Source organism: Mesorhizobium sp. M0276 (genome assembly GCF_040321755.1).
In the GTDB taxonomy this organism is placed as follows: Bacteria; Pseudomonadota; Alphaproteobacteria; order Rhizobiales; family Rhizobiaceae; genus Mesorhizobium.
Genome location: NZ_JAMYSC010000001.1, coordinates 298,228 through 311,978 on the forward strand (window position 1 = coordinate 298,228; position 13,751 = coordinate 311,978).

At 64.1% G+C, this 13,751-nt stretch carries 9 protein-coding genes; 6 read left to right on the plus strand and 3 right to left on the minus strand.

The window, feature by feature from the left end; all coding sequences use genetic code 11:
- Positions 1 to 49: 49 nt before the first annotated feature.
- The 3 genes from NKJ01_RS01445 to NKJ01_RS01455 all read left to right on the plus strand — a co-directional run bounded on the left by NKJ01_RS01445 (position 50) and on the right by NKJ01_RS01455 (position 4,915).
- Entirely contained in the window at positions 50 to 1,246 is a 1,197-nt protein-coding gene (locus NKJ01_RS01445) for a serine hydrolase domain-containing protein (RefSeq protein ID WP_352725411.1), read from the plus strand.
- Between the two features lie 35 nt (positions 1,247 to 1,281).
- Positions 1,282 to 2,463 carry a serine hydrolase domain-containing protein gene (locus NKJ01_RS01450; protein WP_352725413.1) on the plus strand — a complete coding sequence of 394 codons (1,182 nt, stop codon included), beginning with the start codon at positions 1,282 to 1,284 and terminating at the stop codon, positions 2,461 to 2,463.
- 127 nt (positions 2,464 to 2,590) lie between these two features.
- Entirely contained in the window at positions 2,591 to 4,915 is a 2,325-nt protein-coding gene (locus NKJ01_RS01455) for a Tex family protein (protein WP_352725415.1), read from the plus strand.
- 60 nt (positions 4,916 to 4,975) lie between these two features.
- Here NKJ01_RS01455 and NKJ01_RS01460 read toward each other — a convergent pair whose 3' ends face one another.
- Genes NKJ01_RS01460 through NKJ01_RS01470 form a run of 3 tightly spaced genes read right to left on the minus strand, consistent with a single transcriptional unit; the run spans position 4,976 to position 6,485 of the window.
- Entirely contained in the window at positions 4,976 to 5,278 is a 303-nt protein-coding gene (locus NKJ01_RS01460) for a type II toxin-antitoxin system RelE/ParE family toxin (RefSeq protein WP_352725417.1), read from the minus strand.
- A gap of 3 nt (positions 5,279 to 5,281) precedes the next feature.
- The gene (locus NKJ01_RS01465) at positions 5,282 to 5,536 is read right to left on the minus strand and encodes a type II toxin-antitoxin system ParD family antitoxin (protein WP_023761653.1); all 255 of its coding nucleotides are present in this window, start codon (positions 5,534 to 5,536) and stop codon (positions 5,282 to 5,284) included.
- A gap of 52 nt (positions 5,537 to 5,588) precedes the next feature.
- The gene (locus NKJ01_RS01470) at positions 5,589 to 6,485 is read right to left on the minus strand and encodes a LysR family transcriptional regulator (protein WP_352725419.1); all 897 of its coding nucleotides are present in this window, start codon (positions 6,483 to 6,485) and stop codon (positions 5,589 to 5,591) included.
- Between the two features lie 156 nt (positions 6,486 to 6,641).
- On the opposite strand from NKJ01_RS01470, the gene NKJ01_RS01475 reads away from it, so the two are divergent.
- From NKJ01_RS01475 to NKJ01_RS01485, 3 genes are all read left to right on the plus strand, one after another.
- Positions 6,642 to 7,838 carry an acyl-CoA dehydrogenase gene (locus NKJ01_RS01475; RefSeq protein WP_352725421.1) on the plus strand — a complete coding sequence of 399 codons (1,197 nt, stop codon included), beginning with the start codon at positions 6,642 to 6,644 and terminating at the stop codon, positions 7,836 to 7,838.
- A gap of 112 nt (positions 7,839 to 7,950) precedes the next feature.
- Positions 7,951 to 11,310 (plus strand): transglutaminase family protein, encoded by a 3,360-nt coding sequence (locus tag NKJ01_RS01480; RefSeq protein WP_352725423.1) that lies wholly within the window; start codon positions 7,951 to 7,953, stop codon positions 11,308 to 11,310.
- Between the two features lie 6 nt (positions 11,311 to 11,316).
- Complete coding sequence (locus NKJ01_RS01485) at positions 11,317 to 13,728, plus strand: circularly permuted type 2 ATP-grasp protein (protein ID WP_352725425.1); 2,412 nt, start codon at positions 11,317 to 11,319, stop codon at positions 13,726 to 13,728.
- Positions 13,729 to 13,751 lie beyond the last annotated feature (23 nt).

Genomic DNA, 13,751 nt, shown 5'->3' on the forward strand with positions numbered 1-13,751 from the left:
TACGGAAGGGGGGCAACGGCCTCCCTTCTTTGCGCTTAGGAGAGGCTCAATGATGTCTTACCGCAACAGCGATCCGCGTCCGCCGATCATGCAGGGCTCGCCACCCGCCATGGTGGTTCCCAAGCTCGACTGGGACCGGCCACCGTGGAACCGCTGGGCATTCCAGCACATCCGCGAATTCCTGCCGACCGCCGAAGTCTGGCGCGGCAATGGCCATCGCCACCGTCTCGAACGCGCCGAGGTCGATCTCGACGGGCTGGCGGTCGAGGACAGCACAGGCGCGCCGACGACGCTCGCCGGGCTGCTCGACGAGACCTATACGGACGGCTTCCTGGTGCTCAAGGACGGCAAGGTTGCCTATGAGCGCTATTTCAACGACATGGGCGAACGCACGCTGCACCTGTCGCAATCGATGGCGAAATCCATCACCGGTTCGGTGTTCGGCATACTGGTCGGGCGCAACTTGATCGATCCGGCCAGGCCGGTGACGACCTATCTGCCGGAACTCAGCGCGACAGGCTGGGCCGGAGCCAGCGTCCAGCATGTGCTGGACATGACCAGCGGCGTTCGCTTCTCCGAGGAATATACCGACCGCTATTCCGACATCGGCCAAGTCGACGTCGCCACCGGCTGGAAGCCGGTGCCGCCAGACAGCGATCCGGCCTTTCGCTGGCCCTCGCATATGTTCGAACTGATCCTGGGCTTGAAGGAAACGATCCGCCCGCATGGTGCCGCCTTCGAATACCGCTCGATCGAGACCGACGTGCTTGCCTTCATCATGGAACGGGTGACGGGCAAACGGCTGCCGCAGCTGGTTTCGGAAGAACTCTGGCAAAAGCTAGGCACTGATGAAAGCGCCTGCTTCACCGTCGACAGCGCCGGCTATGCGGTGGCCGACGGCGGCTTCAACGCCACGCTGCGCGACTACGGCCGCTTTGGCCAGCTGATCCTCGACAATGGTGGCGGCGTCGTGCCGGCCGAATGGATCGAGACGACACGCAACGGCACGCATGGGCCGGATTTCAGCCCCAGCCTGCCGGAGGGCAGCTATCGCAACCAGTTCTGGATCGAGGACCCGCGCTCACGCGCTCTGATGTGCCGGGGCGTGTTCGGGCAGATGATCCATATCGACTGGAACACAGGAATGGTCGTGGTGAAGCTTTCGACCTATCCGGATTTCAGCAATGTCGCCTATTCCATGGCCACGCTGAAGGCTGTGCACGCCATCGCCACGGCACTTCGCTGAGCCCCACAAGAAGAAACGACCCGGAAGGAACCGCCATGACCGGCAAGACCGCGTTCGAGACCCGGTACGGCTTCCGCCGCAACGAGGTACTGCTCGCCAACTGGCGCGAGAGCCCGTTCAACCGGTGGTCGTTCCAGAATCTCGGCGAACTGGTGCCGACCGCCCGCGTGGCGGCGGTGCCGGCTGGTGTTGAGATGCCGGTCCGGGACATGGGTGGCCTGCTCGACGAGAAGGTCACGATCGCCAACGTACCGGAGACGGTGGCTGAATTTCTCGGACGTTCGAGCACCGATGCGCTGACGGTGATGAAGGGCGGCAAGATCATCGGCGACTGGTTCGCACCGCATATGAATTTCGGCGCCCGCCACATCATCTTTTCGATCAGCAAGTCGCTGACCGCCATCATTGCTGGCATACTGGAAGGCGAGGGTGGGTTCGACCCAGAAGCGCCGGTGACGCATTACATTCCGGAAGCCGCCGGCTCGGCCTATGGCGATGCGAGCGTGCGGCATGTGCTCGACATGAGCGTCAGCCTTGATTTCGAGGAAGCCTATCTCGATCCGGAGAGCGCTTTCGCCCGCTATCGCCGCGCCACGCTGTGGAATCCTGGCGGCGGCACGGAGAGCCTGCGGGAATTCATCTTGACCCTGCAGCGCCTGGCCGAGCCGCATGGCCAGACCTTCCGCTACCGCTCGCCCAATTCCGACCTGCTCGGGCTGCTGCTCGAACGCGCATCCGGTCAGCGCTTCGCCGACCTGATGCGCGAGAAATTGTGGCTGCCGCTTGGCGCTATCAGCGAAGCCTCGATCGGCGTCGACATGGAAGGCACGGCCCGCACCGCCGGCGGCATTTCGGTGACGCCGCGCGACCTGGCGCGCGTTGGCGAGATGATGCGGCAAGGTGGGGTGGCCAACGGCCGGCGCATCGTGCCGGAAGCCTGGGTGCGAGACACGGTTGCTGCCGGCGGCAGTGCCGCCGCCTGGCAGCGCGGCACGATGCGGCCACTGTTCCCCAAAGGCCGTTACCGCAACAAATGGTACCAGACTGGACACGAGAACGGCGCCTATTGCGGCATCGGCATTCATGGCCAGTGGCTCTATGTCGATCCCAAGACCGAAGTGGTGATCGCCAAGATGTCGTCGCAGCCGGAACCGGTCGACGATCGGCTCGATGCCGAGATCGTCGCCTTTTTCGAGGCGCTTAGCCGCCTCGTCTAGACCGGATCTAGTCGCCACATTGGCGCGCGCTTTCCTGTGGACCCGCCGGGCTGATCGAAGTGCGGCGGTTGGCGGACCGAACGTCTGCGCCTATGGTCGCCGCTCTTTCGACGAGAGCAGGAACGACATGGCATCCGACATCAAGCGCATCGCAGCCATCATCGCGGCCGAGATCGCCGCGCGGCCTGAACAGGCAGCGGCGGCGATCGAATTGCTCGATGAGGGCGCGACGGTGCCGTTCGTGGCGCGCTACCGCAAGGAGGTCACCGGCGGGCTGGACGACACGCAATTGCGCGACCTTGCCGAGCGGCTGGCCTATCTGCGTGAGCTCGATGCGCGCCGCGACACCATCCTTGGCTCCATCCGCGAGCAGGGCAAGCTGACCGCAGAGCTTGAGGGCAAGATCGTCGCCGCCACCACCAAGGCGGAGCTGGAAGACATCTATCTGCCGTACAAGCCCAAGCGACGGACGAAGGCCGAAATCGCAAGAGAGCGCGGGCTGGGGCCGCTGGCCGAAGCCATTCTTGCCGACCGTTCGCTCGTCCCGGCCGAACTGGCGCTGGCCTATGTCAGCGAAGAGGTGGTCGACGCCAAAGCCGCCCTCGATGGCGCGCGCGACATCCTGTCGGAACAGTTCGCCGAGAATGCCGATCTGGTCGGCAAACTGCGCACCCACATGAAGGAACGCGCCTTCATGCGGGCCAGGGTGGTCGACGGTAAGGAGGAGGCCGGCGCGAAATTCTCCGACTATTTCGACCATGTCGAGCGCTGGGCTAATGTGCCGAGCCATCGCGCGCTGGCCATGCTGCGCGGCCGCAACGAGGAAGTGCTGTCGCTCGACATCGAGGTCGATGCCGACGACGCTTCGCCGGTGAAGCCGGTCGAGCGGATGATCGCCAATGCCTATGCCATCGGCGGCAGCCTGCCGGGCGACCGCTGGCTGATGGAGGTGGCGGGCTGGACCTGGCGCATAAAACTGTCGCTGCACCTGACGCTCGATTTGATGCGCGATCTGCGCGAACGAGCGGAAGAGGAAGCGATCCACGTCTTTGCCCGCAATCTAAAGGATTTGCTGCTCGCGGCTCCCGCCGGTTCTCGTGCCACGATGGGGCTCGACCCCGGCATCCGCACCGGCGTCAAGGTGGCGGTGGTCGACGGAACCGGCAAGGTGCTGACCACGACGACGGTCTATCCGTTTCCGCCGAGGAACGATGTGCGTGGCACACAGGCGGAACTCGCCAAGCTTATCCGCCTGCACAAGGTCGAACTGATCTCGATCGGCAACGGCACCGGCAGCCGCGAGACGGAAAAGCTGGTGGCGGACATGCTGTCCGACATGCCGGCGGACGGTGGCCCGAAGCCATTGAAGGTGATCGTTAGCGAGGCGGGCGCCTCGGTCTATTCGGCATCGGCGACGGCGGCGGCGGAATTCCCCGGCCTCGACGTATCCTTGCGAGGCGCCGTGTCGATCGCACGGCGGCTGCAGGATCCGCTGGCCGAGCTGGTCAAGATCGAGCCAAAATCGATCGGCGTCGGCCAATATCAGCACGATGTCGACCAGTACCGGCTGGGACGTTCGCTGGAAGCGGTGGTGGAGGATGCCGTCAACGCCGTCGGCGTCGATCTCAACACCGCCTCGGCGCCACTCCTGGCGCGCGTTTCAGGTCTCGGTGCGTCACTCGCGGACGCCATTGTCGCGCATCGCGATGCGACCGGCCCTTTCGCCAGCCGGAAGGATCTGCTGAAGGTCGCCCGCCTTGGACCTCGGGCGTTCGAGCAAAGCGCCGGCTTCCTGCGCATTGCCAATGGCAGCGAGCCGCTCGATGCCTCGTCGGTGCATCCCGAAGCCTATGGCGTGGCGAAGAAGATCGTCGCCGCCTGCGGGCGCGATGTCCGTTCGCTGATGGGGGACAGTGCAACACTGAAGGCGCTCGACCCGCGCGTCTTCGTCGATGAGCGCTTCGGCTTGCCAACGGTGCGCGATATCCTGGCGGAGCTGGAAAAGCCCGGCCGCGATCCGCGTCCCGGTTTCAAGACGGCGACCTTCGCCGACGGCATCGACGACATCAAGGATCTGAAGCCCGGCATGCTGCTGGAAGGAACGGTCACCAATGTCGCCGCCTTCGGCGCCTTCGTCGACATCGGTGTCCATCAGGACGGGCTGGTGCATGTCTCGCAGCTGGCCGACCGGTTCATCAAGGACGCACATGAGGTGGTCAAGGCCGGCGATGTGGTTAAGGTGCGCGTCGTCGACGTCGACATCAAGCGCAAGCGTATCGCGCTTTCGATGCGCAAGGATGGGGGCGAAGGCGGTGCACCGCGCGGCGGACCGCGCGACGATGGCGGCGGCAGGCCGGCGCCGCGTTCGCCGGCACCTCAACGCCAGCCGGAAAGGCAGGCGCAGCAAGGCGCGTTCGGTGCGGCATTGGCTGATGCGCTGAAGCGGAAATGACTATTCTGCGACCGGCCCCTGGGCACGTCCGCGTTTGATGAGATTCATGCGACGCGGGGTTCAAGAATCATTACGTCCCTCAAGAATGGTCGGGATGTCGCGGGCACCATGCAAAATGCGCTCGATACGCACGTCATCGCCATCGGCGGTGTAGAAAATCACATAGCGCTGAAATGCGATGGAGCGCAGGCCGGGCCATAGACTCAGCTGGGGAACGCCACCGCGTGGCGCGTCTGCAATGCGGCCACAGCGTTCCCTGAGCGCAGCTATGAAGCGTCGAGCCGCGGCGGGATTTTCAGCGAAAATGTAATCGCCGATCTCTTCGACGTCCTGCGCGGCGGCTGGCGCAAATATGACCGCCATTGTTCACGGCTTTCCACCGCTGTATTTTGCTTCCAGTCGCTTAAACACCTGTTCGGCCGGGATGCCCGGGCCACTCTCCACGCCCTTTCGAATGTCTTCTCGTAGCGCCGCAAGCTTTGCCTCGCGCTGTTCTTCGCGCTCTTCCAGCAGGCGCAGGCCATCGCGCACAACTTCGCTGGCGCTGGCATAGCGGCCGCTCTCTACCAACTCGCGCACCAATGTCTCATAGCGGGGGCCGATGCTGTAACTTGCAGGCATGAGTTATCCTTCCTATTATCCAATATTATCAATTTTTGATAAATCTGCCAAATCAAATCTGATGACCTACATGCTTAAGAAGCCAGTCGCGAAAGCTGGCGACGGGGGGATGGCCGCGCTTGTCATGCGGGACGACGAGATAGTAGGCGCTGCGGCTTTGCATGGGCTGACCGGGCGCCAGCACGAGTTGGCCGCGATGCAATTCGCCTGCGATGAGGATCAGCGGCAACAGCGCCACGCCGAGGCCAGCCATGCAGGCCTGGGCAGCGGTGCCGAACTGTTCGAACTGCATGCCGGGTCCGCTCGGCGCGCTCAGCCCCTGATGCTCGAACCATTCGGTCCAGGCGCCGGGCCGCGTCGCCATATGCAGCAGCGGCAGGCGGCCGATATCGGCCGGTGAGGCGATAGCGCGGCCGGCGAGGAATTCTGGCGAGACGACCGGCGCCACAGTTTCGCGAACCAAAAGCGTCGAGTCGGCCTCCGGCCAGTCCGGCAGGCCGTAGTGGATTGCCGCATCCAGCCTCTCCCTAGCGAAGTCGAAGCGGCCGATGCGGGTGACGAAGTTGATGGTGATGTCCGGGTTGTTTTCGACGAAATCGGGGATCATCGGCATCAGCCAGCGCGTACCGAAGGTCGGCAATATGGCAAGGTTCAGGATGCCGCTATGCCGATTGCTCATCAATCCAAGGGCCGCGTCACGTAACTGGCCAAGCGCTGAACGCACAGCGTCGGCGTAGATCTCGCCTGATGTCGACAGCCTGACATTGCGGCTGTCGCGTTCGAACAGTCGGCGGCCGAATTGATCTTCCAGCAACCTGATCTGTCGGCTGACCGCGCCCTGGGTCAGATCGAGCTCCTGGGCAGCAGCGGTGAAGCTGCCGAGCCGAGCCACAGCCTCGAAGGCGGCAAGGGCGCTGATGTTGGGCAAAAGACGGCGCTGGACACTCATGATCCATTACTAACGCTCATTGATCGATTAGGCAATTTCGTTTGATTTTTCCGGGCGGCGGGCCGATAAGCCGGGCCAAGATTTTGCTTCATGCATGTCGTCATCCCAAAACCGCTGAATACTTTTGGGCGACATGCGTTGGTTTGGGAGAACGCCATGGCTGCCGACAAGAATGCATTCGTCTGGGAAGATCCGTTCTTGATCGAGGACCAGCTTTCGGAAGACGAGCGCATGGTGCGCGATGGTGCGGCAGCCTTTGCCGCCGACAGACTGGCGCCTCGGATCGAGGACGCCTATCTCAACGAGACCTTCGACACCGCTATCTTCCGCGAAATGGGCGAGGCCGGCCTGCTCGGCATCAATATTCCCGAGGAGTTTGGCGGCCTCGGTGCCAACTATGTGACCTACGGGCTGGTCGCGCGCGAAGTCGAACGTGTTGACTCCGGCTATCGCTCGATGATGTCAGTGCAGTCGTCGCTGGTGATGTACCCGATCTATGCCTATGGCTCGGACGAACAGCGCAAGAAGTATCTGCCCAAACTCGCCAGCGGCGAGTGGATCGGCTGTTTCGGCCTGACCGAGCCGGATGCCGGCTCCGACCCCGGCGGCATGAAGACGCGCGCCGAGAAGACCGCCAATGGCTACAGACTTTCCGGCTCGAAGATGTGGATTTCCAACGCGCCGGTCGCCGATGTGTTCGTCGTCTGGGCGAAGTTGAAGGGCGAGAACGGCAAGGACGAGATCCGCGGCTTTGTGCTGGAAAAGGGCATGAAGGGGCTTTCGGCGCCGACTATCGGCGGCAAGCTGTCGCTGCGGGCATCGATCACCGGCGAAGTGGTGATGGAAGGCGTCGAAGTCGGGGAAGACGCGCTGCTGCCCAACGCCAAGGGCCTTGGCGGTCCATTCGGCTGCCTCAACCGGGCCCGCTACGGCATTTCCTGGGGCTCGATGGGTGCCGCGGAAGATTGCTGGCATCGCGCCCGTCAGTACGGTCTTGATCGCAAGCAGTTCGGCAAACCGTTGGCCGGCACGCAGCTTTACCAGAAGAAGCTGGCCGACATGCAGACCGAGATCGCGCTCGGGCTGCAGGCATCCTTGCGCGTCGGGCGGTTGCTCGACGAAGGCAAGATGGCGCCTGAAATGATCTCGATCGTCAAGCGCAACAATTGCGGCAAGGCGCTCGACATCGCCCGCCAGGCTCGCGACATGCATGGCGGCAACGGCATCCAGATCGGCTACCACGTCATGCGCCACGCGCAGAACCTGGAGACGGTCAACACCTATGAGGGCACGCACGACGTGCACGCGCTGATCCTGGGACGGGCGCAGACGGGGATACAGGCGTTCTTCTGAGCGTTCGGCAGCTGCTTAAATTAGGTGCACCGCAACATCTCTGCTTGGAGAATGGCCGCCTGATGTGTCAGGGTTCAGCGAAATCGTTTGAAACGCTGAATTCCGGGGCTTCATGGCAATTCTGGCAGCTGTCTATCACCTGACCCATTACAAGTACGACCGGCCGGTGGTTCTCGGTCCCCAGATCATCAGGCTGCAGCCGGCGCCGCATTCCCGCACCAAGGTGCTCAGCCATTCGCTCAAAGTCGAGCCGGCGAACCACTTCGTCAATCTGCAGCAGGATCCCTACGGCAACTTCCTTGCCCGCTTCGTCTTCCCGGAGCCGGTGACGGAGCTGAAGATCGAGGTCGACCTTGTCGCTGACATGACGGTCTACAATCCGTTCGACTTCTTCGTCGAACCATCGGCCGAGACCTTCCCGTTCGAGTACCCGGAAGAGATACGCGACGATCTCGCCATCTACCGGACGCCGGAGCCGGCCGGCCCGTTGCTTTCGGCCTTGCTCGGAACAATCGACCGCAGCGCGCCGAATACTGTCAATTTCCTCGTCGATCTCAATGCGCGGCTGCAGCGCGAAATTGCCTATATCGTTCGCATGGAGACCGGTGTGTTCTCGCCGGAGGAGACGCTTGCGGCGAAAAAGGGTTCGTGCCGGGATTCGAGCTGGCTGCTGGTGCAGATCCTGCGCAATCTCGGCATCGCCGCGCGCTTCGTTTCCGGCTACCTGATCCAGTTGAAGCCGGATCTGGTGGCGCTCGACGGGCCAGCCGGAACCGCCGTCGACTTCACCGACCTGCATGCCTGGTGCGAGGTCTATCTTCCCGGCGCGGGCTGGATCGGCTTCGACCCGACCTCGGGCCTGCTCACCGGCGAAAGCCATGTGCCGCTGGCGGCGACGCCGCATTTCCGCAACGCTGCCCCGATTTCCGGCATGGCGAGCTTCGCCAATGTCGAATTCGGCTTCGACATGCGGGTCGACCGCATCGCCGAGCATCCGCGCATCACCAAACCGTTCTCGGATGAAAGCTGGCAGGCGCTCGATGCGCTCGGCAACAAGGTCGATGCTGCACTGTCGGCCGGGGACGTGCGGCTGACGATGGGCGGCGAGCCGACCTTCGTGTCGATCGACGATTTCGAGTCGGCCGAGTGGAACACCGCGGCCGTCGGCCCGACCAAGCGTGAAAGGGCCGATGAACTGATCCGAAAACTGCGTGAGCGTTTCGCGCCGGGTGGTTTCCTCCATTATGGCCAGGGCAAATGGTATCCGGGCGAAAGCCTGCCGCGCTGGACCTTTTCGCTCTACTGGCGGGCCGATGGAGAGCCGGTGTGGAGCGACCCGTCGCTGATCGCGCGCGAAAAGAGCGAGGCCGATGTCGGCCCGAAACAGGCCGAAAGCCTACTGACCGCGATTGCCGGCGAACTCGGCATCGACAAAAGCATGGTCAGCGAAGCCTATGAGGATCCGGCCGAGTGGCTGCTCAAGGAGGGCAAGCTGCCGGACAATGTCGATCCGTCCAACTCCAAGCTTGAGGACCCGGAAGAGCGCAGCCGCATGGCGAAAGTGTTCGAACGCGGGCTGACCAAGCCGTCGGGTTACGTGTTGCCCGTGCAGCGCTGGAACAGCCAGGCGTCAGGGCCGCGCTGGCGCTCGGAAAGATGGCATACGCGGCGCGGCCGGCTGTTCCTGGTGCCGGGCGATTCACCCGTCGGCTACCGCTTGCCGCTCGGCACGTTGCCCTATGTGCCGCCGGCGCAGTTCCCTTACATCGTGCCGGTCGATCCGTCGCTGCCGCGCGGACCGCTGCCCGCGCGCGAAGCCATATTGCCCGGTACGGCTCCGGCCGAACAGGAAGGCGCCGACGAGATGGCGCGCCGCCAGCAGGCGGCGTCCTTCACGGCGGCGACCGGCCAGCAGGATCGGGTCGAACAGGAGATCACCGAGATCGGCGGCGCGGTGCGTACCGCACTTTCGGTCGAACCGCGCGACGGACGGCTTTGCGTGTTCATGCCGCCGGTCGAGGCGCTGGAAGATTATCTGGAGCTGGTCGCAGCGGCCGAGAACGCGGCAAAGGCGATCGGCCTTCCCGTGCATATCGAGGGCTATGGCCCGCCGCATGATCCGCGCCTCAACGTCATCCGCGTGGCGCCCGATCCCGGCGTCATCGAGGTCAACATCCATCCGGCTTCGAACTGGCAGGATTGCGTGGCGACGACGACGGCGATCTACGAGGAAGCGCGGCAGACACGGCTTGGCGCCGATAAATTCATGATCGACGGCCGTCATACCGGCACCGGCGGCGGCAATCATGTCGTCGTCGGCGGCGCGACGCCCAACGACAGCCCGTTCCTGCGCAGGCCGGACCTGTTGAAGAGCCTTGTGCTGCAATGGCAGCGGCGTCCGTCGCTGTCCTATCTTTTCTCGGGCCTGTTCATCGGCCCGACCAGCCAGGCGCCGCGCTTCGACGAGGCGCGTCACGACTCGCTCTACGAGCTCGAAATCGCCATGGCGCAGGTGCCGCATCCCGATCGGGGCGCGGCACCCTTGCCGTGGCTGGTCGACCGGCTGTTCCGCAATTTGTTGACCGACGTCACCGGGAATACGCACCGCTCGGAAATCTGCATCGACAAGCTGTTCTCGCCGGACGGACCGACCGGCCGGCTGGGTCTTGTCGAGTTCCGCGGTTTCGAGATGCCGCCCAATGCGCGCATGAGCCTGGCGCAGCAACTGCTTGTCAGGGCGATTATTGCCCGCGCGTGGAAGAGCCCGCTCGACGGCCGCTTCGTGCGCTGGGGTACCTCGCTGCATGACCGCTTCATGCTGCCGCACTATGTCTGGGCCGATTTTCTCGACGTGCTTGACGATCTCAAGCTCAACGGTTTCGAGTTCAGGCCCGAATGGTTCGACGCCCAGCTCGAATTCCGCTTCCCGTTCTGCGGCGAGGTTCAGCACGCGGGCGTCAAGCTGGAACTGCGCCAGGCGCTGGAGCCGTGGCATGTCATGGGCGAGCAAGGAGCGATCGGTGGTACCGTGCGCTTCGTCGATTCCTCGGTCGAGCGGCTGCAGGTCAAGACCGAAGGTCTCAATCCGGAGCGCCACGCGATCGTTTGCAACGGCCGCATCGTGCCCATGAAGGTCACGGACAATCGCGAAGTCGCTGTGGCGGGCGTCCGTTTCAAGGCCTGGCAGCCGGCTTCGGGCCTGCATCCGGCGCTGCCGGTCAACACGCCGCTGGTGTTCGATATCTATGACCGCTGGTCGGGCCGGGCGGTCGGCGGCTGCGTCTACCATGTCGCGCATCCCGGCGGGCGCAACTACGACACTTTCCCGGTCAACGGCAACGAGGCGGAGGCTCGGCGCCTTGCCCGCTTCGAACCGCGCGGGCATACGCCGTCCGCCTATGTGCTGCGTGAAGAACAACCGGCGGAAGATTTCCCGATGACCCTTGACCTTCGGCGGCCGGCAAGACTCTGATCAGCGATGGCGAAGGGGAATCACAGACGGGTACGCGGCAAGCCGCAGATCCACAGCCTGCTGGAGCACTACCAGCCGATCGACGGCGTCGTCGACGAGATGGTCGACGCGTCAGGCAATCCCCGCCCGACCTGGAAACACTTCATCGAGGCGCTCGACGAGCTGGGGCCTGAAAAGCTTGGCCAGCGCTTTGCCCGTGCCGACCAGTATCTGCGCGATGCTGGTGTCTATTACCGCGTCTACGACAAGGCCGGCGCCAATGAGCGCGAATGGCCGCTGGCGCATGTCCCGGTTCTCATCGAAGAGAGCGAGTGGGCGGCGATCAGCGCCGGCCTCGTGCAGCGAGCCGAACTGTTCGAGGAAACAATCGCCGATGTTTACGGGCCGAACCGGCTGGTCGAAAAAGGCATATTGCCGGCGGGACTGATCGCGGCGAGCCCGGAGTATTTGCGTCCCGTCGTCGGTACCAAGCCGGCCGGTGGCCATTTTCTGCATTTCTGCGCCTTCGAGCTCGGCCGCGGGCCTGACGGCCAATGGTGGGTGCTTGGCGACCGCACCCAGGCGCCGTCTGGCGCCGGCTTCGCACTGGAGAACCGTGTCGCCACCACGCGCGCGCTGTCCGATATCTATGGCGAGATGCATGTGCACCGCCTTGCCGGCTTCTTTCGCCGCTTTCGCGACGCGCTGATCGGCATGGCCAAGGAGACCGACGGCCGCGTCGCCATCCTGACGCCTGGGCCGCTCAACGAAACCTACTACGAACACGCCTATATCGCCCGTTATCTCGGCATCATGCTGCTCGAAGGCGAGGACTTGACCGTTTCCGGCGGCAGGCTGATGGTGCGCACGGTTTCCGGGCTGATGCCGATCAGCGTGTTGTGGCGGCGGCTCGATGCGGCTTTCGCCGATCCGCTCGAACTGCGAGCGGACTCGCAGATCGGCACGCCGGGCCTGGTCGAGGCGATCCGCCAGGGTGCGGTTGCGACGGTCAATGCGCTGGGCTCCGGCCTGATGGAGACACGGGCGCTGCTTGCCTTCCTGCCCAAGATTTCACGCGCGTTGCGGGGCGAGGAATTGCTGCTGCCGAGTGTCGCGACATGGTGGTGCGGGCAAGCAACCGAACGCGCGCATGTGCTGGCCAATATCGATCGCCTGGTCATTGGCCCGGCGCTGTCGACGAGACTTGCCTTCGAGGATGACGATCAGACGAAGCTCGGCTCGGCGCTGTCGGCCGGGGAGCGGGCGGAGCTGGTGTCGCGCATCGAGCGCGATGGCGGCAACTTCGTTGGCCAGGAAGCGGTGACGCTTTCGACGACGCCCGTCTATGTCGGCGGCTGGCTGGAGCCCCGGCCGGCGAGCCTGCGCGTCTACCTGGCGCGAACGCCCGAGGGCTGGACGGTGATGCCGGGTGGCTTTGCCCGCGTCGGCCTGTCGCTCGACCCGACGGCGATCGCGATGCAGCGCGGAGGCCAGGCGGCGGACGTCTGGGTGGTCAGCGAGCGACCGGTGGAGCGCGAGACGCTGCTACCGCAAGAAGGCGACAGCTTCACCCGCACCAGGCCCGGTAGCCTGCCCAGCCGCGCGGCGGAGAACCTGACCTGGCTCGGACGTTACATCGAACGCTCGGAAGACACGGTGCGTATCCTGCGCGCCTATCATGTGCGGCTGGCCGAAACCTCCGACCCGGATATGCCGCTGCTCGCCGACATCAGGGATTATCTCCAACCTTTCGGCATCGACATCGAGACGGCGATCCCGTCAGGGCTGATCGGTACGCTGGATAGCGCGGTCTACAGCGCCGGTCAGATTCGCGACCGCTTCTCGCCCGATGGCTGGCTGGCGCTGAAGGACCTGTCGAAGACCGTCCATCAGTTCGCAACGACGGTAGCGCCAGGCGACGACGCGACCCGGGCGATGACGGTCATCCTGCGCAAGCTCGCTGGCTTTTCCGGCCTGCTGCATGAGAACATGTACCGCTTCGCCGGCTGGCGCTTCCTCGAGATCGGCCGGAGGCTGGAGCGCGGCATCCAGATCGCCCGTACGCTATCGCGGCTGACCAGCGCCAAGGCGCCGGACGGCGCGCTCGACATGATGCTGGAGATCGGCGACAGCGTGATGACCCACCGTCGGCAATATCCGGTGCAGGCCGGCCGGCGCACGGTGATCGATCTCTTGGCGCTCGACCCGCTCAATCCTCGCTCCATCCTGTTCCAGCTCGAAAGGCTGAAGGCCGAGATCGGCCTGTTGCCATCGCTCGGCGGGCAAGGGCACATGTCGGCGGCGGCGAAGGAAATCCTGCAGCTCAACACTGCCATCGCCATCAAGGAGCCTTCGGACATGACAGCGAAGGCGCTGGATGATCTCGCCCACGAAATCGGCGGCCTCTATAACAGCCTCGCCAAAGCCTATTTCGGCTAAGCCGGTTCCGAAACGAGAAAAGT

Excerpts from the sequence above, each read along its gene's own strand:
- NKJ01_RS01445 (WP_352725411.1), top strand. The coding sequence starts at position 50 with ATGATGTCTTACCGCAACAGCGATCCGCGTCCGCCGATCATGCAGGGC.
- NKJ01_RS01450 (WP_352725413.1), top strand. The coding sequence starts at position 1,282 with ATGACCGGCAAGACCGCGTTCGAGACCCGGTACGGCTTCCGCCGCAAC.
- NKJ01_RS01455 (WP_352725415.1), top strand. The coding sequence starts at position 2,591 with ATGGCATCCGACATCAAGCGCATCGCAGCCATCATCGCGGCCGAGATC.
- NKJ01_RS01460 (WP_352725417.1), bottom strand. The coding sequence starts at position 5,278 with ATGGCGGTCATATTTGCGCCAGCCGCCGCGCAGGACGTCGAAGAGATC.
- NKJ01_RS01465 (WP_023761653.1), bottom strand. The coding sequence starts at position 5,536 with ATGCCTGCAAGTTACAGCATCGGCCCCCGCTATGAGACATTGGTGCGC.
- NKJ01_RS01470 (WP_352725419.1), bottom strand. The coding sequence starts at position 6,485 with ATGAGTGTCCAGCGCCGTCTTTTGCCCAACATCAGCGCCCTTGCCGCC.
- NKJ01_RS01475 (WP_352725421.1), top strand. The coding sequence starts at position 6,642 with ATGGCTGCCGACAAGAATGCATTCGTCTGGGAAGATCCGTTCTTGATC.
- NKJ01_RS01480 (WP_352725423.1), top strand. The coding sequence starts at position 7,951 with ATGGCAATTCTGGCAGCTGTCTATCACCTGACCCATTACAAGTACGAC.
- NKJ01_RS01485 (WP_352725425.1), top strand. The coding sequence starts at position 11,317 with ATGGCGAAGGGGAATCACAGACGGGTACGCGGCAAGCCGCAGATCCAC.